Here is a 24,820-nt window from a genome sequence, read left to right as displayed (position 1 = left end):
CGCTTCCTAGAGTGGGATCATCGTGCATGGGACGGGGCATCGGTTGGTCTTCACGCAGACGCTGACCCAGACACCCCCAGAGATTGGCCGGAATCTGGCTGACCCGGCGGACCTGGCTGCCGCGATCCAAACGCTCAAGAAGGAGCGCAGGGCCATCATCCTGGCCCACTATTACCAGGACGACGCCATCCAGGACAGCGCCGATTTCATCGGCGATTCCCTCGAGCTCTCCCGCAGGGCGGCCAGCACAGAAGCCGAGGTGATCGTCTTCTGTGGCGTTCACTTCATGGCCGAGACCGCCAAGATCCTCAACCCGGGCAAGACCGTGCTGCTGCCCGATCTGGAGGCCGGTTGCAGCCTGGCCGATGCCTGTCCTGCAGACGCCTTCGCCGACTTCCGCCGCCGGCACCCGGAGCACATCGTGGTGAGCTACATCAACTGCTCTGCGGCCGTGAAGGCCCAGAGCGACCTGATCTGCACCAGCAGCAACGCCGTGCAGCTGGTGCAGCAGCTGCCGGCCGATCGCCCGATCCTGTTCGCCCCCGACCAGAACCTGGGTCGCTGGGTGGCCCGAGAAAGCGGCCGGGAGCTGACCCTCTGGCCGGGCAGTTGCATCGTCCACGAAACCTTCAGTGAGCAGGCCCTGTTGCGGCTGCGCCTGGAACACCCCGAAGCCGAGGTGATCGCCCATCCGGAGTGTCAGCAGCATCTGCTGGATCTGGCCGACTTCATCGGCTCCACCAGCAAGCTCCTGCAGCGCACTGAAACCAGTGCCGCCCCCTCCTTCATCGTGCTCACAGAGCCAGGCATCCTGTATCAGATGCGACGCCGCTCCCCCAGCAAGACCCTCTACGAGGTCCCCGGGGCCGATGGCTGCAGCTGCAACGCCTGCCCCTACATGCGGCTGAACACGCTGGAGAAGCTGTGGCAGTGCCTGGAGACCATGGCGCCGGCCCTCGAACTCGACGAGGACATCCGCCGCCAGGCCCTGGTGCCGATCGAGCGCATGTTGGCGATGAGTGCCTGAGGTACGGCTTCTGCCTCAATAGCTGTAGTTGGCCACAAACAGAGAGGCGGCGTCATCGGAGGGTTCGGACCCGGCCAGGTAGGTCCCGCGGGCGGCCGCCCCATTGGCCCGGGCGCGGGCCAGCAGGGCCGCCTGACCCGCCGCCGTATCGGTTCCCTGCCAGTGGCTGAGGCAGGAGTGCTGCAGGGCCCGGCCATAGGAGAAGCCCAGGTGCCAGGGGGCGTCGTGGGCGGCGTGGTGGATCGCCGAAAGGAACACGCTGGCCTCCTCCTCACCCAGGCCGCCTGAGAGGAACAGGATCGCCGGCACGGCCGGCGGCACGCTGCGCCGCAGGGTGCGCACGGTGAAGTCGGCCACCTGCTCGGGGGTGGGACGCTCGGGGCCGTCGGCGCCGGGGAGGGTCATCGACGGTTTGAGCAGGGTGCCCTCCAGAAACACCCCGTTCTGGCCCAGGGCCTCGTAGACGCTGCGCAACACCCACTCCTGCACCGCCGCAGTCGTGAGGATGTCGTGGTCGCCATCCATCAGAATCTCCGGCTCCACGATGGGCACCAGTCCCTCCTCCTGGGCGGTGCGGGCGTAGCGGGCCAGCCCCCAGGCGTTCTCGCGCACGCACAGCTCCGAGGGGCAGCCATCGGCGCTGATGCGCAGCACCGCCCGCCATTTGGCGAAGCGGGCACCCTGGGCATAGGCGCGGGCCGCCCGCTCCCGCAGCCCCTGCAGTCCGGTGCACCAGGTCTCGCCGGGCAGGCCTCCCGCCAGGGGCTCCACGCCCAGATCCAGCTTGATCCCAGCCACCAGCCCCTGGGCCTGGAAGAGCTCGAGGATCGATCCCCCCGACTGGCCCGGAAGGGCGGCGACCTCCTGAAACAGAGTTTCCTCGTAGAGGATCACGCCGCTGATCGTCTCGCCGAGGCCGGGGGCCGTGGCCAGCAGGGTGCGGTAAGCACGGCGGTTGTCCTCGCTGTTCGCCAGCCCGATCGCCTCGAAGCGCTTGCCGATGGTGCCGGTGGATTCATCGGCCGCCAGCAGGCCGGTGCCCGGCCGGGCCAGGGCGATGGCGGTGGCCTCCAGTTCCTCGCGGTGGGTGTCGAGTGTCATGGGGCCCGTGGAGATGCCTGACCCATGGCTAAGGGGGCGCGCCCCCGCCGTCAACGGGCCTGGCTCGCCAGGATGCGGGCCTTCCCCGTCAGCGGCGCCATCGCAGCCTGCGCGCACCATGGCCCTGCCGGGCGACGGCCTGATCCAACTCACCCCCCAGGGGCTCTACTGCCCAGCCGCAGACGCCTGGATCGATCCCTGGCGGCCGGTGAGCCGGGCCCTGATCACCCACGGCCACGCCGACCACGCCCGACCGGGCTGCGGCGCGTACTGGGCGGTGCGGAGCGGCGAAGGCGTGTTGCGGCAACGGCTGGGGTCCGGCATTGCCCTGACGGGGGTGGGCTACGGCGAGGAGTTGCGCCTCGGCGAGGCGCTGGTGTCGTTCCATTCCGCCGGGCACGTGCTGGGCTCGGCCCAGATCCGGATCACGGCAGGCGACGAGACCTGGCTGATCAGTGGGGACTACAAGCGGGATGACGACCCCAGCTGCGCCCCGTTTGAGCCGGTGACCGCCGATGTGCTGATCACCGAGGCCACCTTCGGGCTGCCGATCTACCGCTGGCGACCCGGCAGGCAGGTGGCCGCCGAGATCCTGTCCTGGTGGCGCGAGGCCCCCCAGCGACCCTCGCTGCTGTTCGCCTATGCCTTCGGTAAGGCCCAGCGGCTGTTGGCGGAACTGGCCGCCCTGGGGGTGGAGGAGGAGGTGCTGCTGCACGGGGCGGTGCAGACGCTGATGGCGCCCTACAGGAGCGCAGGGGTTGTACTGCCCCCGACGCGGCCGCTGAGCGAACTCCCCCGCGGCGAATCGCTGGCGGGGCGCCTGGTGATCGCACCGCCTTCGGCCCATCGCTCCCCCTGGATGAAGCGGTTCAAGGCTCCCCAGACGGCCTTCGTCAGCGGCTGGATGGCGGTGCGGGGAGCCAGGCGGCGGCGGGGCTTCGAGCGGGGATTCGCCCTCAGCGACCACGCCGACTGGGACGGCCTGCTGCGCAGCGTCCACGACTGCGGTGCCCGCCAGGTGTACGTCACCCACGGCAACAGCGACGGACTGGCCCGTTTTCTGCGGGAGGAGCGAGGCCTGGCGGCGGAGCCGCTGGGGCGGGCGTTCGTGGGGCAGCGGAGCGAGGAGGGTGAGCTGGAAGGGGCGGCAGCGCCCTCTGTGGCCTGAGCCGATGCAGGCCTTCGCCGACCTCATCCAGCAGCTGGAGCGCAGTGCCGGAACGAAAGACCGGGTGACGGCGCTGGCGACCCATCTCCAGGCGGCCGAGGCGGCCGATGGCGCCTGGGCCCTGGCCCTGTTGCTGGGCAAGCGGCGGCGGCGGCTGATCACAGGCCGGCGGCTGCGGCAGATCTGCCTGGAACGCTCGGGGCTGCCGGAGTGGTTGTTCGACTCCTGCCACGCCCAGGTGGGGGACTCGGCCGAGACCATTGCCCTGTTGCTCCCCGAACTGGCCCTGCCGCCGGCCCCACCCCTGGAGCTGTCCCTGGCCACATGGATGGAAACGCGGCTGCCGGCCCTGGCCGCTCTGGAGTCTGAGGCGCAGGCAGAGGCGGTGCTGGCGATCTGGGCGGCCCTGCCGGACGGCCAGTGCTTCCTGTTCAACAAGCTGCTCACCGGCGGCTTCCGGGTGGGCGTGGCCGCTGGCCTGGTCACCAGGGCGCTGGCCCAGGTGTCAGGGCTGGAGGAGGCGGAGCTGGCCCATCGGCTGATGGGCGGATTCGACCCCTCCGCCGCGGCGATGGAGGCCCTGCTGGCGCCCATCGAGGACGGCGCGGCCGCCCCGATCAGCCGTCCCTATCCCTTCTGCCTGGCCTCGCCGCTGGAGCCGGAGCACCTGGCCGCCACCGACCCCGCCGGCTGGCAGGTGGAGTGGAAGTGGGACGGAATCCGGGCCCAGCTGATCCGGCGCAGCGGCCAGACCTTCCTCTGGAGCCGCGGCGAGGAGCTGATCAATGCCAGCTTCCCCGAGCTGGAGGGAATGGCCGAGCGGCTGGAGCCGGGCACGGTGCTGGATGGGGAGCTCACCGTCTGGCTGGCGCAGGCGCCCCAACCCGCCGGTTTCGGCCCCCTGCAGCGGCGGCTGGGGCGCCAGAAGCCCGGTGCCGCCCTGCTGCGGGAGTGCCCAGCGGCCTTCATTGCCTACGACCTGCTGGAAAGGGGGGCACAGGACCTGCGGCCCGAGCCCTTGAGCCAACGCCGCACCGCCCTGGAGGCTCTGGTGCAGGAGCTGCAGGAGGCGGTTGCCACCCCCGCCGCCGGGCTCCTGCGCCTCTCCCCGGTGCTGCCGCTGGGGAGCTGGGACGAGCTGCAAGCGCTGCGGCAGCAGGCCCGCTCAGTGGGCGCCGAGGGGCTGATGCTCAAGGCCCTCGATTCGGCCTATGGCGTCGGACGGCGCCGCGGGCTGTGGTGGAAACACAAGCTGGAGCCGATGGAGCTCGATGCGGTGCTGCTCTACGCCCAGGCCGGCAGCGGCCGCCGCGCCAACCTCTACACCGATTACACCTTTGGTCTCTGGGATGGGGACGGCCATCTGGTCACTTTTGCCAAGGCCTATTCGGGGCTCGACAACAGCGAGATCAACGAGCTGGACCGCTGGATCCGCCGCCACACCACCGAGCGCTTTGGCCCGGTGCGGGCCGTCGATCCGCTGCAGGTCTTCACCCTGGGCTTCGAGGGCCTGCAACGCTCCAGCCGCCACCGCAGCGGCCTGGCCGTGCGCTTCCCACGCATCCTGCGCTGGCGTCGCGACCGCACCCCCGAATCGGCCGACAGCCTCAGCAGTGCCCTGGCCCTGCTGGAGGATCCAGCTGCTCAGCGATCAACTGCTCAGCGATAGACCGTGCGTCCATCGCCGGGAAGCAGCACCGGGGCGGCCGGGTCGATGCGCCGGCCCAGGCTGAGCTCCGGCTGGCCAGGATCGTCCCCTTCCGCCCAGCGCTCCAGCGAGAGCACGCGGCCCTCCTCCCCCTCGTAATCGCCGAAGCGACAGCCCTGCATGCGCCGGTTCATCACCCGGGCGGCGGCGCTCACCGAGGCCCGGCCCGTTTCCTTGAGTTGATACAGCTGGCCGCGACAGCGCAGGTGATCGGGGAAGTCGGCGGTCAGACCCTCCAGCTCCGTGGCCGGGGCGTCCTCCAGCCAGCTCACCTCCAGCCAGTCGTCCTCGCAGACGCTGAGCCAACGGCCATCGCCGCCGTCCCGCAGCAGGTACTCCAGCCACTGGAAGCCGGCGTCGTCGTAAAGGAGCCGGTCCTCCACCACCCAGTCGCGGCCGTCGTACTGGACGATGTCGCCGGTGGTCAGGTTGAACAGGGTGCGGCCCAGGAGCTTGGGCGCCTGGCGGCGCAGGCGCGAGCGCCGCAGCAGCAGCAGGGCAACGGCGGCCAGCAGCAGCAGGGGCAGAAGGAACCAGACAGCCATCGTTGTGCTCGGTGGCCGGACCATCGAGGCCGGCTGGCTCAGCTTATGGACGCAGGCACTGATCAGTTCTCCCGCCAGCGCCCTTGGCGCTGGTAGTCGGCCAGCACGGGCCGGTGCAGGCGGTTGGGCAACACCCGCTCTCCCGGTGGCAGGGCCAGATCCCGGCTCAGGGGGAAGAGCCGGTCCAGCTGCCCCTGGTCGATCCAGCGGCCCTGGAAGGGGAGCACCCCCCGGGGCGGCCGCGGCTGGCCCCGATGGGCCAGCACGAAACCCCAGGGGCCGAAGCTGGGCACGTCCACGCCGTAGGGCTTTGTGGCCAGGTTCAGCTCGGCCAGGGTGGCCTGGATTGAGGCCAGCACCTTGGGGCTGAAGAAGGGCGTCGAGGCCTGGGTGACCAGCATCCCGTCGGGGGCCAGACGCCGCAGCAGGCGCCCGTAGAAGGTGACGCTGTAGAGACGCGCCAGCGGCGGCGTCGCCGGGTCGGGGAAGTCGGCGATGATCACGTCGTAGGTGCCCCGCAGCTGCCGCACCCGCTCGAAGGCATCGCCGATCAGGAGCCGCACCCGCCGGTCCTCCAGGCTGGCGCCGTTGAGGCGCCGCAGGAACGGTTGCTCCCTCGCCAGGCGCACCATGGCCGGGTCAAGTTCCACCACATCCACCTGCCGCACCGCGGGCCAGCGCAGCACCTCCCGCAGGGCCAGGCCATCGCCGGCCCCCAGCAGCAGCACCCGCTGCGGCCGGCCCTGCAACGCCATCGCCGGATGCACCAGGGCCTCGTGATAGCGGTATTCGTCGAGGCTCGAGAACTGCAGCTGACCGTCGAGGAACAGGCGCAGGTCGTCGCGGCGGCGGGTGAGCACAATGCGCTGGTGGCGGCTCTGGAGACGGCTCACCACCGGATCGTCGTAGAGGCCATCCTCAATCCGGTCCCCCAGGGGAACGAGCCCCCAGCCGGCCAGGGCGATCACTGGAAAGGCCACGGCGATCGAGCTGCGCCAGCGGCGCCCCACAGGGAAGACGGCAGCGATGGCCACGCAACTGGCCAGGGGCACCAGGGCCAGCAGGCCGGCGGTGGGCAGCAAACCAAGCCAGGGGAGCAGCACCAGGGGGAAGAGCAGGGCCCCCACCAAGGCACCCAGGTAGTCGAGGGCCAGCACCCGTGCCAGAGCCACCCGCAGCTGCTGACCGCACTCCAGCAGCCGGGTCAGCAGCGGCACCTCCATGCCACCGAGCACCCCCACCAGAACGGTGCAGATCACCAGGCCCAGCCACACCGGACCGCCCAGCCGGAAGAGGGCGAACAGGGCCAGGGGCGCCAGCAGGCACAGGGGCGCCAGGGCCAGTTCCACGGCCAGAAACCACTGCAGCAGGGCGAAGCCGGGCTCGGGGCCAGCGGCCAGGAACTGGCTCAACCAGGCGCCCAGTCCCATGGCGGCCAGGAACGTGCCGATCACGACGCCGGTGGCCAGGGCGTGGTCGCCCAGCAGGTAGCTGGCCTGGGTGGCCAACATCAGTTCCAGCACCAGGCTGACACTTGAGGACAGGGCCGCCGCCGCCAGCAGCACCCTGACCTGTAGAGGCGTCAGGGCCGCTAAGCGCCGAGGCGTCATTTGGCTGAGCCCGGTCCACGCCCCTGGAAGCCGGACCAATCCTGCCGGCGGGGGGGGGCCGCCACCCACCGCCCGGCCCGGTAGCTGCCGCCGTAGCGCACACCGCTGCCGGCGGCGGGGGTGCCGTCCTGGCCAAGGCGCCAGAGGCCGGGGCGGGTCACGGCCGTGACGGTGCCGATGGCGACCACCGCCACGGCGAGCACCAGCATCACCCCGCGTTCATCGGCCATCTCAGCGGCCCTCCACCGCCCCATCCAGGGGCAGAACGGACACCGGCCAGGCGGTCATCCGACCGTCCTCGACGCTGAGCTGCAGCCATTCGATGTCCCAGGTGTCGCCATCAACGCGGAACTCCTCCGGCAGCTGCAGCCGGAAGCGGTAGCTGCCGCGCTCCGGAAGCCGCAGGTGCAGGGTGTGGCGAACGGACAACCAGTGGTCGCCATCATTGGAGCGGTGGGCCACCGCCACCATCTCCCGATGCTGCAGGCGGATGCGCCCCTGGGCATCGCTCACCCGCAGCTCCAGGGCCGCCGGGTCTGGGGGCTGCCCCAGGGGTGGATTGTCGTGGGGCAACTCCCAACGCGCCACCACAACCAACCGGAGCAGTCCAGGGCCACCGGCCTCACAACGGATCGCGGCACTGGCCTGCTGGCTGCGCTGGACCCAGCGGCCCCGGCTGACGCCGTAGCAGGCCAGCAGCAGCACCTGCGCCAACGCCAGCGTCAGCAAAGCGGTGAACCACAACAGGGGAGCATCGACGCTGTGGTTGCTGACGCTGCCGCGCACGACAACCGGGTTGGGCAGAGGTTGGCCCGCTTCATCGAGCAGATCCTGCAGCTGCACGGCCAGCTGGAAGCGACCGCTCTGCCCGGGCCGCATGGCCAGCGCCAGTCCCGCATCGTCTTCCTCCCAGGTGCCGCTCTCCCCCTCCTCGGCCCAGGTGCCACTGGCCCGCCATCCGTCCTTGGTGAGAGTCAGTACGGTGCGGCCGTTCCCATCGAGGAGGGCCACATCCAGCTCGATCGTGCTGTTGGGAGGTATCTCGGCCGTCAGCGCCAGCCGGGGGCTGCCCAGCCAGCCGTCCTGCAGCTCGAAGGGGGCACTCAGCACCCGCTGACCCTCGGGCACCACCATCACCAGCCGGCGAGGCCACTCCAAGGCCGACACCAGCAGCACCATCAGGGGCAGCAGCGGCAGCAGCAGGCTGGCCAGGGGCCAGAGCAACACGGCCGGATCCCGCCGCCCGCCCAGGGATGACGACCCCATCAGCGGCTGGCCTCCTGTGGATCCCTACGGTGGGGGCGGCGTTGAAACGAGGGGATGGTCAAACCACTGCTCCAGATGCTGCTGATGGTCGGCTGGACCTTTCTGGGCATCATCCTCATCTACCTCGGGCTGCTGCTCTTCGATCGACTTTCCCCGATCGACTATCGCGCCGAGATCCGCCGCGGCAACATTGCCGCCGGTGTGGTGCTGGGGGCGGTGATCCTGGCCATCGCCGCCGTGGTGGTGGCGGTGCTCTCCACCTGACCCGCCGCGCCCCTTGACCCGTCCCTTTGCGGCAGCGCTGCGCCCGATCGAGGCCTGGTTCTGCCGCCGCGGCTGGCGGCCGATGCCGTTCCAGCGGCAATGCTGGCAGGCCTATCTGGAGGGGGCCAGCGGCCTGATCCAGGTGCCCACCGGCTCCGGCAAGACCTACGCCGCCGTGATGGGGCCGATCGCGGCGATGCTGGCCGAGAAGGGGGGCGCCGGACCGGATGGCGGACTGCGCCTGCTGGTGCTGACGCCCCTGCGGGCCCTGAGCCGCGACCTGCTGCTGGCGATCCGGGAGCCGATCGACAGCATGGCCTGGCCGCTGCGGGTGGGACTGCGCAACGGCGACACCAGCAGCCATGAACGCGGCAAGCAGCTGAAGGCACCGCCGCAGATCCTGATCACCACCCCCGAATCCCTCTCGTTGCTTCTGGCCAACCCCAGGGCCGAGGCGCTGTTCGCGGACCTCGAGGCGGTCGTGATCGACGAATGGCATGAGCTGATGGGCAGCAAACGCGGCTCCCAGAGCGAGCTCTGCCTGAGCTGGCTGCGGGGCCAGCGTCCGGCCCTGCGCACCTGGGCGATCAGCGCCACCATCGGCAACCTCGAGGAGGCGGCCCGGGCTGCGGTGGGCGTGGGTGTCGAGCCGCGCATCATCACGGCCCGGATCCGCCGGGACACCCAGATCCGCAGCCTGCTGCCCGACACGATCGACGGCTTCCCATGGGCCGGCCATCTGGGCCTGCGCATGTACGAGGAGCTGGTGGCGGCCATGGAGCCGGATGTCTCCACGCTGCTGTTCACCAACACCCGCAACCAGGCCGAACGCTGGCACCAGTGCCTGCGCTTCGCCTGCCCGGAGATGGAAGGCTCCCTGGCCCTGCACCACAGCGCCATCGACCGGGCCGCCCGCGAAGCCATCGAGGCGGGGGTGAAGGCCGCCGCGATCCGCTGGGTGGTCTGCACCAGCTCCCTTGATCTGGGGGTCGACTTCCAGCCGGTGGAACGGGTGGTGCAGATCGGCAGTGCCAAGAACCTGGCCCGGCTGCTGCAGCGGGCGGGCCGTTCGGCCCATGCCCCCGGCGGCACCGCCCAGGTGCTGTTCATGCCTACCAACGCCCTGGAATTACTGGAGGTGTCAGCGATGCGGCGGGGGCTGGGAGAGGGGCTGGTGGAACACCGCCGCCCGCCCCAGGAACCGCTCGATGTGCTGCTGCAGCATCTGGTCTCCCTGGCCTGCGGTCCTGGCTTTGAGCCCGAAGCCACCTTTGAGGCCGTGCGCCGCACCTGGAGCTACCGCCAGCTGGAGCGGAGCCGCTGGGACTGGTGTCTGCGCTTTCTCGAGGACGGTGGTGACTGCCTGGGGGCCTACCCGCGCTACCGCAAGCTGGAACGGGAGCCGCCGGAGGCCGGCGGTGGGGTATCCCAGCGCTTCGTGGTGCGGGAGCAGGCCGTGGCCCGCCTGCACCGGCTCAACATCGGCACGATCAGCGCCGATCGGGCCGTGACCGTGCGCTTCGTGCGTGGGGCCGTGCTGGGCCACGTGGAGGAGGTGTTCATCGGGCGGCTCAAACCGGGAGATGTGTTCTTCTTTGCCGGCCGGCAGCTGGAGTTCGTGCGGCTGCGGGAGATGACCGCGATGGTCAAGGCCACGACGCGCCGCAGCGCCATGGTGCCCGCCTGGGGCGGGGGCCAGATGGCCCTCTCCGATCTGCTCAGCGCCCATCTGCGCAAGGAGGTGGATCGCTGCGCCCGCGCCCTCGATGGGGAGGAGGGTTTCGCGCTCGACACCGCCGAACTGCAGGCCCTGCGACCGCTGCTGGAGCGCCAGGTGCTGCTCTCCGCCCTGCCGCGGCAGCAGCAGTTTCTGGTGGAGGTGTGCCACACCAGGGAAGGCAGCCACCTGTACGCCTTTCCCTTCGAAGGCCGCTTCGTGCATGAGGGCCTGGGCTTCCTCTGGTCCTGGCGGCTGGCCCGCCACAATCGCGGCACCTTCACGGTGTCGGTGAACGACTACGGCTTTGAGCTGCTGGCGGCCCGGGACTACCCCTTCGAGGAGCTGCTCGAGCTCCATGGCCAGACCCTGCTGGATCCTGAAGGCCTGCTGGAGGATCTGGAGCGGGCGGTCAACCTGTCGGAGTTGTGCCGCCGCCGCTTCCGTTCCATCGCCCAGGTGAGCGGCCTGGTGGTGAACGGTTACCCCGGCCAGGCGCGCTCCGGCGGCCAGCTGCAGATCAGCGCCGGCCTGCTCTTCGATGTCTTCGAGCGCCATGAACCCGGCAACCTGCTGCTGGCCCAGGCCAGGAGCGAAGTGCTGGAGGAGCAACTCGACCTCGGGCGCCTGCTCAGCACCCTGCAGCGGCTGCAGGGGAGCGAGTGGCTGCAGCGGCACCTGCCTCGGCCCGGTCCGATGGCCTTCCCTTTGCTGGCGGAGCGGCTCAACAACCGCATGAGCAATGAAACGCTGCTGGAGCGGCTCCAGAAGCTGCGGCAACAGGCGGAGCGCGCCGAGGGGCCCTGAGGCGCTTAAGGCGCTGGGGCCAGTGCCGGTGGTGGAGAGAAAGACGGAGGGGGTGGGATTCGAACCCACGGAATCTTGCGATTCGCCGGTTTTCAAGACCGGAGCCATCAACCACTCGACCACCCCTCCAGGCTGGACGGCCCGACCTTACAGCCGGTTGGGGAGCCCCTTGACGCCTCCGGGCAGGGTCTGGCGGGAGCGGACACCGCACCAGGCGGCCAGGTAGGCGCGGTTGTCGGGATCCAGCTGCCGCACACCGGAGAGATTGACGTTCTCCACCAAGGCCCCGGTGCCTGCGCCACCGATGTGATCCGGCGACTGCTGGGCCTGGTGCGGGGAAGCCGCCAGCGCCTCTCCGTAAAAGAAACGCGTCGCCTGGAGGCAGGCGCCCTGGAGGTTGGCACCGGCGAGATTCACAGCGGCCATGTTGGCTTCGGCTAGATCGGCACCGGAGAGGTCGGCGCCGGAGAGATCGGCGCCATTGAAGTCGATGGCGCGCAGGTCGGTGCCGGCGAGATCGGCACCCCTGAGCATGCTCTGCAGGCGGATCACGGGAACCCCCCTCGGTCGGTCCTCCTCGTAGCTGCCCTCGCCATCGAGGATGGCGCGCCCCAGGCGCTGGTCGCGGCGCAGGGGGGTGAGCAGCCTGGCGTGGGAGAGAAAGCGCAGGATCCTGGCCTTGCCGTCGCCATCGATGCTGCTCAAAACCGCCGCCAGGCGTCCCTCCGCCAGCATGCGCTCAAGGGGCCAGTCCTCCAGCAGGCCCTCCTCGTCGCTGATCAGCTCCGAGATGCCATGGATGAAGCTGTCGATCGTCTGGGCCTGGGTGATGCGGTTCTGCTGGGTGGTGAGCCGCTGATCCACCATCACCTGGCGCCAGGCGATCATCAGGGCCACCAGGGCCACCAGGATCGAGCCAACGGCCCCGATCACCCCCTCGCCGAAGGCACCGATCGCCTCCCAGTCCCCGTTGCGGTAGATCGCCAGCAGTGGGTCTAGCCAGCCGAGGGCCAGGGGAATCGAGAGCAGGGCCAGGACCAGTGCCAGGGTTGCCACCAGCCGGACCGTGGGGGGGTCTTCGAGGTGGCGGACCAGAAGCTGCCAGAGCGGTGGCAGAAGCTGGCGCAGGGCCAGAGCCACGGTCAGCAGGGCGGCAAGCAGGGCCAGCCAGGCCAGTCCCAGCAGCAGGGCTGCCAGCAGGATCAAGAGTGTGAGCAGCAGCTGCAGACCGGCCCCATGGCGCAAGCGCGTCCAGGCGCCACCGGCCCGCAGCGCAACGGGCGGGGAAGCAGCGGCAAGGGAGCGATCGTCCGGCTTCGGGCTCATGACAGGGAGCTGCTCTGGAAGAAGAACCCGGCCGCGAGGATGGCGTAGGCCGCCAGCAGGAGCACACCTTCGAGCCAGTCGGAGCGGCCGTCGAGGCTGACCAGATTGCTCACCAGCACGGCCGTGGCCACCGCCACGACCTCGTAGACGTTGAAGCTGAGATCGAGGGGGTGGCCGAGCAGGGGGGCCACCAGCAGCAGTACCGGCACCACCAGCAGCCCCACCAGCAGGGTGGAGCCCATGGCCACCGAGACCGCGAGATCCATCTTGTCCTTGCGCGCCATGCTCACCGCGGTGAGGTATTCGGCAGCGCCGCCCAGCAGGGGGAGCAGCACCACACCAGTGAACAGCGCGGAGAGGCCCAGGGACTCGGTGACGGTCTCCACGACGCCCACGAACAGCTCGGAGGCATAGGCCAGGCCCACGGTGGCTGCCAGCAGCACAGCCACCCAGGGCAGCAACGGCGGCCGATGGCCGCTTTCACCGTCGTGGCCCGGATCCTCTCCCTCCACGAGCAGGTCCGCTTCTGCCACGGCATAGAGGGTGCGGTGGGTCCCCAGGGAAAACAGCAGGGTCAGGCCGTAGACGGCCAGCAACACCCAGGCCACGAACAGGGAGAAGGACTCCGCGGCGCCCGCGTCCAACCCGCCCGCATCGCCGCCCACCATCCCCCGCAGGCTCGGGATCAGGATCGCGAGCACGGCCAGGGTCATGGCCGAACCGTTGACCCGGGCCACCACCGGCTGGAAACGCTGCTCACTGCGGCCGATGCCCCCCACCAGCATCGAGAGGCCAAGGGCCAGCAACAGGTTGGCCATGACCGTGCCCGTGATGCTGGCCTTGACGATGTCCACCAGGCCGGCCCGCAGGGCCGCCAGGGCAATGATCAGTTCGGTGGCGTTGCCGAAGAGGGCATTGAGCAGGGCCCCGATGGAGGGGCCGAGAGTGAGGGACAGCTCCTCGGTGGCGGTGCTCAGCAGGATCGCCAGTGGAATGATCGACAGGATGGAGGCAATGAAGACGAATCCATCCCCCCAATGGAACCGGTCAGCGGCAGCGGCGACCGGCAGCATCGCCAGCAGGCCGATGGCGATGCGCAGGCGAGCAGGCATGGAGCGGAGGATTGATCAGCCCCATTGTGACCGACAGGTGACCAGTGAGTCCATGGCCCAGCCAGCCATCAACGCGATCTCGACGAGATTGGTCAGGCCTTACGCCATGCACCGTCGTGCTGTTGACTGCGCATCAGGGACTTTCTGCCCAGAATGTCTTGAGCAGCATTCTCCTGATTGCCCGACACCCTGCAGGCCGCCTTGGGCTCAAAGAAGCCTCCGGCGATGAAAATCCCAGCCCTGGGGCCTGACGCCATGGAGCCTAATTCCAACGGTGAGACCAACAACAAGGGGATGAGTCATCCCTCCTCATCCAGACGCACGGTGGCCTCCATCCAGCAGGTCTTCACGCTCATCGCGATTGTCAATGGGCTCGTTCTTCTGTACCTGGTTATCGCGGCCGTCCAGCTGCTGATGGTTCCCGGCGTCCATTCTGCCGAGATCTATGTCTCATTGATTCTCACGCTGCTGCTGGTCATCCTGGCGATCATTTCGTACCAGATCATCACCAGGCGAATCATCCTTCCGATCGCTCGCCTTGTCCGCGAAGCCAGTGAGATCGAGAGTGATGACATGACCAGCCTGCTGACGATCCGAAGCAACGACGAAATCTCGAAACTGGCTCAGGCCTTCAACGTCGTGCTCGTCAAGATGCGGCAGGCACTGGTTGCTGGGGAAGCCAGCAATCAGCAATTGTCGGAAGCCAATCGGCAGATCGAGGCCTCCATCAACTACGCCGGCCTGCTGCAGCGATCAATCCTGCCGGATCGCCAGCTCCAGGAAACGTTTGGAAACAATTACTTCATCCTCTGGCTGCCCCGAGACACAGTTGGAGGTGACTACTACATCTTCCACTCCGAAGGTGGTCATTGCCTTGCAGGCGTGGCCGACTGCGCCGGGCATGGGGTGTCAGGGGCGATGATGACCATGCTGGCGAGGGCAGGGATTGATCGCTCCATCATGGAGGTGGGCATCACCTCCCCTGCCGCCATTCTGAGCTGCACCGATACCGCCATGCGAACGCTGCTGCATGGGGCCAGGATGAGCAAGTCCATCGCGACCAGCATGGACATTGGGCTTGTGCGCCTTGACTTTGAAGCCAGAACGCTTAGATTCTCTGGTGCAAAGATCAGTCTCTATTGGAGTGATGGGCACACCATGCACATGCTCAGGGGAGACCACCGGGCGATCTGTGATCAGCGCGTTGGTGCCTACACGGACCACGACGTACCGTTGCAGCCTGACTGTACGTACTACCTGACCACCGATGGATTGCTGGATCAATCGGGCGGCGAAGACGGTTTCTCGCTGGGTACCCAGAAATTCAAGCAATGGCTGATCCAGTTGGCCCGGCAGCCCTTGGAGCAGCAGCGTCAAGCCCTCGCCGATGCCCTGGAACAGTTCCGCGGACGGTACCCGCAGCGGGACGACATCACGATCTTATCCTTCCGCTTCTCCTAGGGAGTTCCTTGATGTCCCCGCTGAACAACAGCAGCCCCAGCTCTCCTCTGATCAAGACAAGTCCAATGTGCGCTTCGGACACGATGCGATGACCATCAGCACCACCAGCCTGATCTCGCTGAGAGAGTTTTTCAGCAATCATCAGATCCTCATTTGCTTCAACGGGCCGATCTCCACCACCGTGATCGGGGAGATAGGATCAGCTTTGAAAGAACACATTGAATCCAATCACGCTCCCGAACTGGAGGTCATGGATGTGTTCAGTGTCTATATCGAAATGAGTCAGAATATCAAGAATTATGCAACAAGTCATGGCTTGAGCGATTCCGAATCCTCAGCCACCGTCGTCATAGCGGCAGCTGAGGCTGGCCATTACGCTGTGTGTGCAGGTAACCTCGTAGAAATGGGGGACGGTCAGGCCCTACTGGAACGGATCCACGACCTCGCGGACTGTGACAAGGCCCAGCTCAAGCAGCTCTACAAAAAGCAGTTGCGCCAGCCCCACGCCCAGACCCCCGGGCAGGGAGCAGGTCTGGGTCTCATCGAGATCGCCAGACGCTCAAGCCAACCCATGGAGGCCTCCCTTGATCCCCTTGAGCACGGTCGTGCCTTCTTTAGCCTTCGGGCCATCATCTGATCCCATGAGTAGCAGCGAAGAACTCAATCTCTCCGTACCCGGCTCCCAATCAAGTCCCTCGATCCGGGCGGATTGGAAGGCGGGTGTTGTGGTTATGAGTGGCGAGTCCTATCCGGAGAATTCGTTCGAACTCTACGACCAGCTGATTCAATGGATTGACAGCTACCTCAACAGTGCCGAACATTCCCTGACACTGGAGTTGCATTTGAACTACCTCAATACGAGCAGCATTCGTTTCATGATAGATATTTTCGACTTGTTGCAGTCTGCCTTTGAGAGTGGCAAGGAAGTGTTGGTGCAGTGGATGTTCGATGATAGGAATCCTCGTTCAGCCGAACTCGGCGCGGAGTTCAAGGAAGATTACACTTTCCCATTCTTGATCCTCTCGATCAACGCCTAACATGGCTGACCCGTCCTGCCCCAAATCCGATAATCAGTTAGAGCAGGAAGTCATGGCGATTCTGGCAGACAGTCGGTATGATGATGACCCGGTGCGTCATCTGCTAGCTCGCTTGTGGAACCGCATTGAAGATCAGGTTGAACGTTTGGAGAGAGTCGCTGACATCTCTGATCTTTACCAATCGCATGTGCTCGAAAGCAACCGCAGTCTGACGAATCGCTACGAGAAGCAGTTGCGCCAGATCAAGCGAGTTGTGCGGATCTCCGATTTGTATCAGGCCTCATTAAAAGAGTCGAATCTTTCGCTCTTTGAGGCCTCTACCCATGATTCTCTGACGGGGATATCAAACCGCCGCTTTATGGCGGAACGGTGCCTCGAAGAAGACCAAAGAGCCTCCAGGCATGGCTCTACCTATTCGATGATCATTCTTGATGTGGATCACTTCAAACTGATCAACGACGACTATGGGCATGCTACCGGCGATATGATGCTGGTTGATTTCGTCAAGGCCCTCTCCAGCAGCCTGCGTCACTACGACATCATTGCCCGATGGGGTGGGGAAGAATTCATGGCCTTACTGATTGATGCCGATCTCTCCACAGCTGAAATTGTGGCCAAGCGAATGTTGGCAAACATTCGCAGCATGCGAGTGTCCATCGACGACATGGAGTTGAGTCTGACGGCCAGCCTAGGTTTGACAGAGCACAAGCCAGATGAGAACTACGATGCCACGTTCCGGCGTGCCGACAAAGCCCTGCTCATGGCCAAAAATGCAGGCCGTGACAGGTTGATGGTGATTGACCCAGACGATCCCCTCACCCATCGGGAGATCAGCGCCCTAGTTTCTGGTGTTGAGTAACTTCTCTTCCCCCTTCAATCTCCCCCAGGCTTCCTGAGGGGAGCGCAAAGCGATGAAGAGAGTGATCTGAAACCATCCAGATCGTTCAGTTCTCGGGCTTGGCCAGAGGCAGCAGACACTTATCAGAGTCGCAGCCAGCGGGACCGGCTTCGATCAGCTCGCCGCGGTCATACTTCTGCAAAGCAAGGAAGAAGTCACCGCACTGGCGACGCTGCTCAACCTCACCAACCATCTGATGATAGGTGGCCTGATCAATCGGCTCAAAGGGCAATCTGGGGAAGGTGGCATTGGCATCAAACCGGGCAAGAAGAGCGGCTGAGATGTATCCCTCACCATTCTCGATAGCTTGATGGATCGCGGTGGCTAGGGCACCGATTTCATGCTCACGGAACTCGACGGTCGCTGAGGTGTTGTGGGTGGTGAAGTGGCGTTGCACCTGCATGTAGAAATCGAACTGGGCCAGGGCGGAGAAGTTGTTGATCTCCACCTGATCGGCTCCCGGCAGGTTGGCCCAACTGACCTCGGTGGGGATCTCGACGAGCCACTCGGTGCAGCGCGGATCAAAGGGATCATTCAGCAGACGTCCCTGCTCATCCTTGTCCGACTGGGAGGGAACGATGGCGTAGCCATAGTCCATGCAGGCCAGGGCCACCGGGTCGTTCTTGCGGAAGGTGATGCGACGGATGAACCTCTGGGCCTTGGGGGGATGCCAACCGGGGCTGGCTCCAGTGAGCAGGCTCTTGGTACCGGCCGGTTGAACTGTGGTGCAGCGGTTGGGACGACGCATGCCGTGGCGATCGCAGTAGTCCCACACCGCATCATGGACGCTTTGCTTCCAGCGCGTGAGGTAGGCCTCTTCCTCGGCCCGGAAGGAGCGACCCTCTTCCGTGTCGGGGCGTCCGGCTTCCCACCACCGCAGCCAGGGGGTGCCGAAGGCGTGCACGAAGAAATCGAACAGGCCCGTGAAGCTGACACCCACGATCGGATCCCAGGCGCGGCTCTGGCGGTAGCGCTCGACCTCAAAACGGTGGTTCAGGAGGCAGGCCACCGCCAGTCCTCCGGCCTTGAAGGCGTCCGCCTGGGCCTGGTGATCGTGGGGATCGATCCGGTTGAGGTGGATCTCGGCCAGGTTGCAGTGGAAATCGGCACCGAGGATCTCACCGCAGGGATTGAGTCCGTAGCGGCCGAGACGATGGTCCAGCTCAGCCTCACCGATCTCCGGATGGTGAAGCTGCAACCAGCGTCCAGCCTCTTCCTTGCCCTGGTCGCAGTAGATGCCGATGAATTCGGTGCGCAGCTGGGGAGTGGTGAGCAGGTCGGCGTTGGAGCGGGCAATCGCCTCGGGGGCGAACTGGATGGCTCCCTCACCCGACTGGAATTGCTTGTTGACGGCCTCCAACACCACCTCACGGCTGGGGCGCCCATGGAACACCCGCGTGTGATTGGCCATGCGCAGGGCATCGCGCTCGGGATCGATGCGCCAATGGCCCTGGGCATCCTGTTGCCACAGATTCTCCTTGGCACCGAGGGCGGAATTATCGTCGGCGCAGAACTGGCGCATGCCGGCGCTACGGCGAATGTTGCCGGCCACGATCGTCACCGCCGCCTCATCGATCAGCAGGCAGCACTCCACTGAAGTCAGCTGACGGCCCTTGGCCTTGTTGAGGATCTGGGCGACGCGGCCGTAGAGATCCCGCAGCTTCACGGGGTTGGCCATGCCGCCGAAACCCTTGAGAGTTTCGCCCACGGGCCGCACGTCAGAAAGATCCACCGACACGTGGACGGGGCCGTCGAAACGCTCATCGCTGCAGAGGTTGAGCAGCAGCCTGTAGCTCTCCACCCAGCCGGATCGGGTGTCACCCACCCGCACGCTGACCTGCTGACCCTCGATCTGGTGGGTGGTCTGCTGCTGGCGGGATCCGATCGGGGTGACGCCGATGTCTGTGACGGCATCGATGACGAGGGTGTTGCGCACCTTCGGCAGCCGGCTGATCAGATGGGGCTCGATGATGGCGCCGGTGCCACAGCCCATCATCGCCAGATCCATCATCAAGGCGAAGGCTTCCCAATCCACCAGGTTGGTGGAGGTGCAGTTGTAGGCACCGGAGAAGTTCTCGGCTTGCTCGATCCACTCGGTGCCCCCGATCCACAACCAGCGGCCAGAAGGGAGGGCCATCTGGTGGCGCTGCATGCGCCGGATCAGCTCCACCTCGTCCATGGAGAGGGAACCCAGCACCCGCAGCCCTTCGAGGTTGCGCTCAGCCACCTCATGCCAGCTCTCCCTACCACCACTTGGGGTCTTGCGGCTGTACGTGCGGTAGAAGACTGGATAGGCCGCTGGGGCGGTCAGCGGAAAATCAGCCGCCGGCGTGAGGGTCCCGTCGCCTGCGGAGGACATCACCGCCTCGGCGGACGTGGCTGGACGGGCGGCGGACAGGGTCACGGTGGGTACGGCCGATGCGTGCTGGAAACCATAACGCCACCCGTAGGGTCTGCAACGGCACCCCCCCACCAGCCACGGTGCCTGCTGCGGCTGACGGCCCCCCGGCTGGGTAGAACACGGCGGGGTGGACAACGGGGCTGGAGCCATGGAGCGGATCTGTGAACCGGAGCTGATGGAGGACGTCCTGCAGGCCGAGGCCTATGCAGCGGCGGATTTCTCGCGTGGTGACAGGGCCGTGCTCGAAAGGATCGAAGCTCTCCTGGGTCCCCGGGGGGAGGGGGACGGGGAAGGAATGAGCTTTGTGGATCTGGGCTGCGGTCCCGGCAACATCAGCTTTCTGCTGGCCGGGCGATGGCCCGGGGCCAGCGTGCTGGGCCTCGATGGCTCTGCGGCGATGCTGGCCATCGCCGAGCGGAGGCAACACGGAGATCCCACCGCCATGCGGCGCCTGCGATTCCGGCAACTGGTTCTGCCGAGCCCCCAGCTGCAGGGACCCTGCAGTGCTGTGGTCAGCAACAGCCTGCTGCACCATCTGCATGAGCCAGGCGTGTTCTGGCGGAGCGTGCGGCAGTTGTCTGCGCCAGGCACCCAGCTCTATGTGAGGGATCTGCGGCGGCCCGCCACCCTGGCGGAGCTGGAGGCCCTGGTGTGCCGCCATGCCGCCTCGGCCCCGGAGGTGCTGCGGCGGGACTACGCCCATTCACTGCGGGCGGCCTTCACCCGGGCCGACGTGATGGGACAACTCAAGGCCGCCGGGCTGGATGGGCTGGAGGTGCAAGAGGTGGAGGACCGCTACCTGGAGATCCACGGGAGACTGGAGTGAGCGCCGAAGGGGGGGGCCCAACCCCCAGGCCTTCCCATGGCGCGACCTCCTGATCGCCCCCACGACAGGTCCACCAAAACGGGGCCCAACGCCCCGATCCGAGTCGGCCGGTTCCGGGTGGATCGCCGCCCTACCGATTGATCCTCACCCAGGATCAACGTACGATTCAAGCCAGGCCATGGTGCGGATCGGCCGGAGCAACGCCATGTCACTCAGCTCCCCCCACCGATAACGTCATGACCGCAGACCCGCTGGAGAACGGTGTAGGCATGGATCAGCAGATTCCGCCCATGTCCAGGCTGGCATCCGTTCCCGTTTCAACCAATTCCCTGACATCGGAATTGGCAGACTTGTTTCGATCCAGCGCGAACGATAGCAAGGGATTGGTCGTGATCAAAAAGAATGAATTGCTGTTTCGCGAAGGTGATCCCACTGACTCCTTGTATCTGCTTGAGTCAGGCCGTATCCGGGTGTTCATCCAGAATGCAAGTGGGCAGGAAATCACCATTGCCAGCCTGGGGGCTGACAGCATCATCGGAGAGATGACCCTATTTGGCGAAAAGACACGATCAGCGTCCTGCGCTGTTGAGAGCGATGAGGCCTCATTGCTGAGCTTTTCCAATGCGATCGCCATCAGTCTGTTGGATCGAAATCTGAAGTTGCGGGATTCATTGTTCAGCGCACTGATTCAGCGATCACGCAGCATGCTTGCCTACATTGATGAATTCAGCAATCTGACTCAGATGATCGCCTCCGGAAGCTACGGGGATGTGCAGAGATACATCAACGAGACCGCTGATGGTGGCGACACTTCCATCATGAATGCGCGGGCCTCATTCACACAGATGTTCGAGAGAGTTAAACAACGGGAGCATGAGCTTCAGCAAAAGATCCGCACGCTCAGCATCGAAATCGACCATGCCCGCGCCCAGCTGGAGGTGGAAGAGATCTCCAATGCCGAAGGCTTTCTGGATCTGCTTGGTAAGGCCCAAAGCATTCGCTCCCGCAGCCGGGAGGGTCTCTAAGTGCCTGGCCACAGCCAGCCACAGTGACATCGTTCAGTGAGGCACCGAACGCAGAGTCAGTGAATTCAGCAAAACGAACGTAACGGCTCCAACCAAAAACCAGACATAGGAAGACCGATCTGGATTGGGCAACTCAACGAGAAAGACGTTATAAATAATGATCCCAGCCAGAAGCGAGATGCATGCCAGCAAATAGGCTTGCGGCATGGCCTCGCTGAGCGCGAGCCCAAGAGCCGCCGTCAGCGAAATGGCCAACGGAATGGGGACATACTGATTGTAGTGCTTGACACCTTCATCATTCAGACTCAATAATTCAAAGCAGAGATGAAATGAAAAGGTGACTAGATACAGAAAGACTCCCATCCCTGGGGCCAGATGGCTGACTTGGTAAGGAAGGGTCAGCAGGATGAGCGACGAATAGGCAATAAAAACATATCCAGAAATTCTGAAGGCTAAATGCTTTTCATGGGATTTGGAATGAACGAATGCCCATTCCTCCATACTTCTGGTCCGCTCCTCGGCCAGATGTCGACAGTAATGCTGCAGCCCTTTGAAAATCAGTAACCCCAGCAAGGCCAGGGAGTAGGTGTTAAAAAAGGGGATCTTGATCTCGCTGTTGAAAAGCCCCATCTCTGGGATCAACAGGATGAAAACATAGGAAGCCGCCATTCCGCCGGCAAAGGATCTGATCGCGAAGGGCCAGGAACGGTGTTTCGGCAAAGAGCTATCCTTGCTGCGATTAATCGATCGATTGATCATCGGCGCACAAAATCCAAAGACCAACAGCAAGCTATACAGGACCATCAGACTGAGTGACGCCGCAGGTGGCATTGACTTCAGCGAGGTCGCTTCCGCCGACGGGACCACCATCAAAGCCGTGGCTAGGGAATCGAACGCGCCCCGAACGGCTGCGACAGGGAGGAGCAGACTCATGGGGCGACGTTTTCAACCTTGATGTCCAGCAACTCAAGAATCGCCGCAGACATCATCTGAAGACCACGGGCGAGTGGATGGTTGGGCTCCTGCAGGCAGAACAGACCCGTTCCCCCGTAACGGATAATGTCATCGGACTGGGGCAGGATGCCCAGGCACCTTTCACCATAGGTGCCTTCGATGGTGGTCTTCAGTTGAGGCCAGTCCGAAGAGGTCAACGCCTTGTTGACCAGCAGACTGATGGCGGGAACACCAAGCTTCCTTGCCACATCGATGGCGACCGCTGTACCTTGATAGTCCTGCCGATCAGGCCGTAAGACCATGATCAGCAAATCAGATACCGTGATCGAGTAGAGCGTCGGCTCATTGAGCCCTGGATGGGTGTCAATCAGCAGAAGATCGAGTGCCGCCGACTTGATGTAATCCCTGTAGATATCAACCATGGCCTCCATGGAATAGGATTCTTTGACGATTTGGGCAATATCTCCTGGCTTTGGACTTCCGGGAAGCAATAGAACAGCGCCCTGACTCTGGATTGTTTCCGGAGTAACATCCACAATCGCTTCATGCAAAGGATACCTTTTTTGAAGAACTCCATTGACGGTTTTCAGAGGCTGATCCTGACCAAATAGAATATGAATTCCTGGGGACGGCAGGTCGGTATCTACGATGCCAACACGCAAACCTAATCGAGCAAATTCAATGGCAATATTGGCTGTAACATTCGATTTTCCTGTTCCACCTCGATAGCTGTGCGTGGCAATAATTCGAGGCTTCGACATCAGAATCCCTGTTCTCCCGCCGACGGTGAATCCGAGCGTGCCTGACCATGCAATCAGGTTCCACCCCCGACCGTCAACGACCTCTGCGCCTCCCCTGGGCGCACTCGGCCTTCCTGCCTGGCCCGTCAGCCTGGCAGGCTGGTTTGATGATCTCCCCTCCTCCCTCTGCCAGTGCCCCTGATCCCGACGCTGCCGCGCTGGCGGAGGCGGTGTCGAGACGACGCAACTTCGCCATCATTTCGCACCCTGACGCGGGCAAGACCACCCTTACCGAGAAGCTGCTGCTCTACGGGGGGGCCATCCAGCAGGCCGGGGCGGTGAAGGCCAAAGGGGAGCAACGCAAGGTGACCTCCGACTGGATGGAGCTGGAGAAGCAGCGCGGCATTTCGATCACCTCCACGGTGCTCCAGTTCGACTACGCCGGCAGCACGATCAACCTGCTCGACACCCCAGGGCACCAGGACTTCTCGGAGGACACCTACAGGACTCTGGCCGCTGCCGACAACGCCGTCATGCTGGTGGATGCGGCCAAGGGATTGGAACCTCAGACCCGCAAGCTGTTCGAGGTCTGCCGGATGCGGCGGATCCCGATCTTCACCTTCATCAACAAGATGGATCGGCCGGGGCGAGAACCCCTGGAGCTGATCGATGAAATCGAGCAGGAGCTGGGACTGGCCTGCTGGCCGGTGAACTGGCCGATCGGCAGCGGCGACCGGTTCCGTGGGGTGATCGACAGGCGCTCCCAGGATCTGCTGCTGTTCGAGCGCGCCGAACGGGGCCGGCAGAGCCTGGAGCGGCGCCTCGCCCCCGGCGATCCCGACCGCGCTCAGCGGGTGGAAGCCGAGTTGCTGGAGCAGGCCCTGGAGGAACTGGAGCTGGTGGAGGGCGCCGGAGCAGCACTGGATCTGGAGCGGGTGCATGCCGGTGAGCTGAGTCCGGTCTTCTTCGGCTCAGCGATGACCAATTTCGGGGTGCGTCCCTTCCTTGATGCCTTCCTGGGACTGGCCCAGCCCCCGGTGGCCAGGGAGAGCGACCAGGGACCGGTGGATCCGCTGCGGCCGGAGTTCAGCGGCTTCGTCTTCAAGCTGCAGGCCAACATGGACCCCCGCCACCGGGACCGGGTGGCCTTCGTTCGGGTCTGCAGCGGCCGCTTCGAGAAGGACATGAACGTGCGCCACGCCCGCAGCGGGCGCACCATCCGCCTGTCTCGCCCCCAGAAGCTGTTCGGCCAGGACCGGGAGGTAGTGGACGACGCCTATCCCGGCGATGTGATCGGCCTCAACAACCCCGGCATGTTCGCCATCGGCGACACCCTCTACACCGGTTCCCGGGTGGAATACGAAGGGATTCCCTGCTTCAGCCCGGAGATCTTCGCCTGGTTGCGCAATCCCAATCCCTCGGCGTTCAAGAGTTTCCGCAAGGGGGTGAACGAGTTGCGCGAGGAGGGGGCCGTTCAGGTCCTCTACGACACCGACCCGAGCAAGCGGGATCCGATCCTGGCGGCGGTGGGCCAGCTGCAGCTCGAAGTGGTTCAGTACCGGCTGGAGAACGAGTACGGCGTCACCAGCCGGCTCGAACCTCTCGAATTCAGCGTCGCCCGCTGGGTGAGCGGAGGCTGGCCGGCCCTCGAAAGCGTCGGCCGCCTGTTCAACTGCAAGACGGTCCGAGACGCCTGGGACCGGCCGGTGCTGCTGTTCCGCAACGACTGGAACCTGCACCAGTTGCAGGAGGACCATCCCCAGTTGGAATTGCATGGGGTGGCGCCTGTGGTGAGCGGTGTGGAACCGATTGCCCTCTGAGCCGGGC

General features: G+C 65.2%; 22 protein-coding genes and 1 tRNA gene. 12 read left to right on the top strand and 11 right to left on the bottom strand.

Annotation, left to right across the window (positions count from 1 at the left end):
- Nucleotides 1-61: 61 nt before the first annotated feature.
- Nucleotides 62-1,027 carry a quinolinate synthase NadA gene (gene nadA / locus KQ305_RS08085; RefSeq protein WP_399231036.1) on the top strand — a complete coding sequence of 322 codons (966 nt, stop codon included), beginning with the start codon at nt 62-64 and terminating at the stop codon, nt 1,025-1,027.
- A gap of 15 nt (nt 1,028-1,042) precedes the next feature.
- Here the strand turns inward: nadA and KQ305_RS08080 are convergent, their stop codons facing one another.
- Nucleotides 1,043-2,128 (bottom strand): class I fructose-bisphosphate aldolase, encoded by a 1,086-nt coding sequence (locus KQ305_RS08080; protein ID WP_259724896.1) that lies wholly within the window; start codon nt 2,126-2,128, stop codon nt 1,043-1,045.
- 118 nt (nt 2,129-2,246) lie between these two features.
- On the opposite strand from KQ305_RS08080, the gene KQ305_RS08075 reads away from it, so the two are divergent.
- On the top strand, nt 2,247-3,296 hold the full coding sequence (locus tag KQ305_RS08075) for a ligase-associated DNA damage response exonuclease (RefSeq protein ID WP_259724895.1): 1,050 nt from the start codon (nt 2,247-2,249) through the stop codon (nt 3,294-3,296).
- Nucleotides 3,297-3,300: 4 nt separating this feature from the next.
- Nucleotides 3,301-4,965 carry an ATP-dependent DNA ligase gene (locus tag KQ305_RS08070; RefSeq protein WP_259724894.1) on the top strand — a complete coding sequence of 555 codons (1,665 nt, stop codon included), beginning with the start codon at nt 3,301-3,303 and terminating at the stop codon, nt 4,963-4,965.
- Here the strand turns inward: KQ305_RS08070 and KQ305_RS08065 are convergent.
- The 4 genes from KQ305_RS08065 to KQ305_RS08050 all read right to left on the bottom strand — a co-directional run bounded on the left by KQ305_RS08065 (nt 4,956) and on the right by KQ305_RS08050 (nt 8,425).
- Complete coding sequence (locus KQ305_RS08065) at nt 4,956-5,549, bottom strand: DUF4178 domain-containing protein (protein WP_259724893.1); 594 nt, start codon at nt 5,547-5,549, stop codon at nt 4,956-4,958. The genes KQ305_RS08070 and KQ305_RS08065 overlap by 10 nt on opposite strands.
- A 62-nt stretch (nt 5,550-5,611) precedes the next feature.
- Complete coding sequence (locus KQ305_RS08060; protein ID WP_259724892.1) at nt 5,612-7,159, bottom strand: polyamine aminopropyltransferase; 1,548 nt, start codon at nt 7,157-7,159, stop codon at nt 5,612-5,614.
- Nucleotides 7,156-7,389, bottom strand: coding sequence for a hypothetical protein (locus KQ305_RS08055; protein WP_259724891.1), 234 nt, complete (start codon nt 7,387-7,389; stop codon nt 7,156-7,158). The genes KQ305_RS08060 and KQ305_RS08055 overlap by 4 nt, the downstream gene beginning before the upstream one ends.
- Before the next feature lies 1 nt (nt 7,390).
- Nucleotides 7,391-8,425 (bottom strand): hypothetical protein, encoded by a 1,035-nt coding sequence (locus KQ305_RS08050; protein ID WP_259724890.1) that lies wholly within the window; start codon nt 8,423-8,425, stop codon nt 7,391-7,393.
- A gap of 54 nt (nt 8,426-8,479) precedes the next feature.
- Between KQ305_RS08050 and KQ305_RS08045 the strand changes: the two genes are divergently transcribed.
- Together KQ305_RS08045 and KQ305_RS08040 are read left to right on the top strand one after the other, a co-directional pair.
- Nucleotides 8,480-8,689, top strand: a complete 210-nt coding sequence (locus tag KQ305_RS08045; protein WP_216908808.1) for a DUF350 domain-containing protein — start codon at nt 8,480-8,482, stop codon at nt 8,687-8,689.
- Between the two features lie 13 nt (nt 8,690-8,702).
- Nucleotides 8,703-11,213, top strand: a complete 2,511-nt coding sequence (locus KQ305_RS08040; protein WP_259724889.1) for a ligase-associated DNA damage response DEXH box helicase — start codon at nt 8,703-8,705, stop codon at nt 11,211-11,213.
- Between the two features lie 44 nt (nt 11,214-11,257).
- Here KQ305_RS08040 and KQ305_RS08035 read toward each other — a convergent pair.
- The 3 genes from KQ305_RS08035 to cax form a co-directional block, all read right to left on the bottom strand.
- Nucleotides 11,258-11,342, bottom strand: a tRNA-Ser gene (locus KQ305_RS08035).
- Between the two features lie 18 nt (nt 11,343-11,360).
- On the bottom strand, nt 11,361-12,539 hold the full coding sequence (locus tag KQ305_RS08030; protein ID WP_259724888.1) for a pentapeptide repeat-containing protein: 1,179 nt from the start codon (nt 12,537-12,539) through the stop codon (nt 11,361-11,363).
- A complete protein-coding gene (gene cax / locus KQ305_RS08025; protein WP_259724887.1) occupies nt 12,536-13,651 on the bottom strand; it encodes a calcium/proton exchanger in 1,116 nt (371 codons plus the stop codon). The genes KQ305_RS08030 and cax overlap by 4 nt, the downstream gene beginning before the upstream one ends.
- Before the next feature lie 177 nt (nt 13,652-13,828).
- On the opposite strand from cax, the gene KQ305_RS08020 reads away from it, so the two are divergent.
- From KQ305_RS08020 to siaD, 4 genes are all read left to right on the top strand, one after another.
- A complete protein-coding gene (locus KQ305_RS08020; protein WP_259724886.1) occupies nt 13,829-15,112 on the top strand; it encodes a SpoIIE family protein phosphatase in 1,284 nt (427 codons plus the stop codon).
- Nucleotides 15,113-15,200: 88 nt separating this feature from the next.
- Nucleotides 15,201-15,749: a biofilm regulation protein kinase SiaB gene (gene siaB / locus KQ305_RS08015; RefSeq protein ID WP_259724885.1), complete on the top strand. Its 549-nt coding sequence runs from the start codon at nt 15,201-15,203 to the stop codon at nt 15,747-15,749.
- Nucleotides 15,706-16,149 carry a biofilm regulation phosphoprotein SiaC gene (gene siaC / locus KQ305_RS08010; RefSeq protein ID WP_259724884.1) on the top strand — a complete coding sequence of 148 codons (444 nt, stop codon included), beginning with the start codon at nt 15,706-15,708 and terminating at the stop codon, nt 16,147-16,149. Before siaB ends, siaC begins: the two co-directional genes overlap by 44 nt.
- A gap of 1 nt (nt 16,150) precedes the next feature.
- Nucleotides 16,151-17,008: a biofilm regulation diguanylate cyclase SiaD gene (gene siaD, locus KQ305_RS08005; protein WP_259724883.1), complete on the top strand. Its 858-nt coding sequence runs from the start codon at nt 16,151-16,153 to the stop codon at nt 17,006-17,008.
- An 85-nt stretch (nt 17,009-17,093) separates the two neighbouring features.
- Here the strand turns inward: siaD and nrdJ are convergent, their stop codons facing one another.
- On the bottom strand, nt 17,094-19,451 hold the full coding sequence (gene nrdJ / locus KQ305_RS08000) for a ribonucleoside-triphosphate reductase, adenosylcobalamin-dependent (RefSeq protein WP_259724882.1): 2,358 nt from the start codon (nt 19,449-19,451) through the stop codon (nt 17,094-17,096).
- Between the two features lie 145 nt (nt 19,452-19,596).
- Between nrdJ and KQ305_RS07995 the strand changes: the two genes are divergently transcribed.
- On the top strand, nt 19,597-20,274 hold the full coding sequence (locus tag KQ305_RS07995) for a class I SAM-dependent methyltransferase (protein ID WP_259724881.1): 678 nt from the start codon (nt 19,597-19,599) through the stop codon (nt 20,272-20,274).
- A 236-nt stretch (nt 20,275-20,510) separates the two neighbouring features.
- Nucleotides 20,511-21,299 carry a cyclic nucleotide-binding domain-containing protein gene (locus KQ305_RS07990; protein WP_259724880.1) on the top strand — a complete coding sequence of 263 codons (789 nt, stop codon included), beginning with the start codon at nt 20,511-20,513 and terminating at the stop codon, nt 21,297-21,299.
- 33 nt (nt 21,300-21,332) lie between these two features.
- Here the strand turns inward: KQ305_RS07990 and KQ305_RS07985 are convergent, their stop codons facing one another.
- The gene (locus KQ305_RS07985) at nt 21,333-22,232 is read right to left on the bottom strand and encodes a hypothetical protein (RefSeq protein WP_259724879.1); all 900 of its coding nucleotides are present in this window, start codon (nt 22,230-22,232) and stop codon (nt 21,333-21,335) included.
- Nucleotides 22,229-23,014, bottom strand: a complete 786-nt coding sequence (locus KQ305_RS07980) for a MinD/ParA family protein (RefSeq protein WP_259724878.1) — start codon at nt 23,012-23,014, stop codon at nt 22,229-22,231. Before KQ305_RS07980 ends, KQ305_RS07985 begins: the two co-directional genes overlap by 4 nt.
- Before the next feature lie 146 nt (nt 23,015-23,160).
- Here KQ305_RS07980 and KQ305_RS07975 point away from each other — a divergent pair, with 146 nt between their 5' ends.
- Nucleotides 23,161-24,813 carry a peptide chain release factor 3 gene (locus KQ305_RS07975; RefSeq protein ID WP_259724877.1) on the top strand — a complete coding sequence of 551 codons (1,653 nt, stop codon included), beginning with the start codon at nt 23,161-23,163 and terminating at the stop codon, nt 24,811-24,813.
- The last annotated feature ends 7 nt before the right edge of the window (nt 24,814-24,820 follow it).

Source organism: Synechococcus sp. CS-1332 (assembly GCF_025127995.1).
Lineage (GTDB): Bacteria > Cyanobacteriota > Cyanobacteriia > PCC-6307 > Cyanobiaceae > Cyanobium.
This window is presented reverse-complemented; position numbering and strand designations above follow the sequence as displayed.

Bases quoted from the DNA above. Each gene is read 5' to 3' on its own strand.
- KQ305_RS08080 (WP_259724896.1), bottom strand. From the start codon at position 2,128: ATGACACTCGACACCCACCGCGAGGAACTGGAGGCCACCGCCATCGCC.
- KQ305_RS08075 (WP_259724895.1), top strand. From the start codon at position 2,247: ATGGCCCTGCCGGGCGACGGCCTGATCCAACTCACCCCCCAGGGGCTC.
- KQ305_RS08070 (WP_259724894.1), top strand. From the start codon at position 3,301: ATGCAGGCCTTCGCCGACCTCATCCAGCAGCTGGAGCGCAGTGCCGGA.
- KQ305_RS08065 (WP_259724893.1), bottom strand. From the start codon at position 5,549: ATGGCTGTCTGGTTCCTTCTGCCCCTGCTGCTGCTGGCCGCCGTTGCC.
- KQ305_RS08060 (WP_259724892.1), bottom strand. From the start codon at position 7,159: ATGACGCCTCGGCGCTTAGCGGCCCTGACGCCTCTACAGGTCAGGGTG.
- KQ305_RS08055 (WP_259724891.1), bottom strand. From the start codon at position 7,389: ATGGCCGATGAACGCGGGGTGATGCTGGTGCTCGCCGTGGCGGTGGTC.
- KQ305_RS08050 (WP_259724890.1), bottom strand. From the start codon at position 8,425: ATGGGGTCGTCATCCCTGGGCGGGCGGCGGGATCCGGCCGTGTTGCTC.
- KQ305_RS08045 (WP_216908808.1), top strand. From the start codon at position 8,480: ATGGTCAAACCACTGCTCCAGATGCTGCTGATGGTCGGCTGGACCTTT.
- KQ305_RS08030 (WP_259724888.1), bottom strand. From the start codon at position 12,539: ATGAGCCCGAAGCCGGACGATCGCTCCCTTGCCGCTGCTTCCCCGCCC.
- cax (WP_259724887.1), bottom strand. From the start codon at position 13,651: ATGCCTGCTCGCCTGCGCATCGCCATCGGCCTGCTGGCGATGCTGCCG.
- siaB (WP_259724885.1), top strand. From the start codon at position 15,201: ATGACCATCAGCACCACCAGCCTGATCTCGCTGAGAGAGTTTTTCAGC.
- siaD (WP_259724883.1), top strand. From the start codon at position 16,151: ATGGCTGACCCGTCCTGCCCCAAATCCGATAATCAGTTAGAGCAGGAA.
- KQ305_RS07995 (WP_259724881.1), top strand. From the start codon at position 19,597: ATGGAGCGGATCTGTGAACCGGAGCTGATGGAGGACGTCCTGCAGGCC.
- KQ305_RS07990 (WP_259724880.1), top strand. From the start codon at position 20,511: ATGACCGCAGACCCGCTGGAGAACGGTGTAGGCATGGATCAGCAGATT.
- KQ305_RS07985 (WP_259724879.1), bottom strand. From the start codon at position 22,232: ATGAGTCTGCTCCTCCCTGTCGCAGCCGTTCGGGGCGCGTTCGATTCC.
- KQ305_RS07980 (WP_259724878.1), bottom strand. From the start codon at position 23,014: ATGTCGAAGCCTCGAATTATTGCCACGCACAGCTATCGAGGTGGAACA.
- KQ305_RS07975 (WP_259724877.1), top strand. From the start codon at position 23,161: ATGATCTCCCCTCCTCCCTCTGCCAGTGCCCCTGATCCCGACGCTGCC.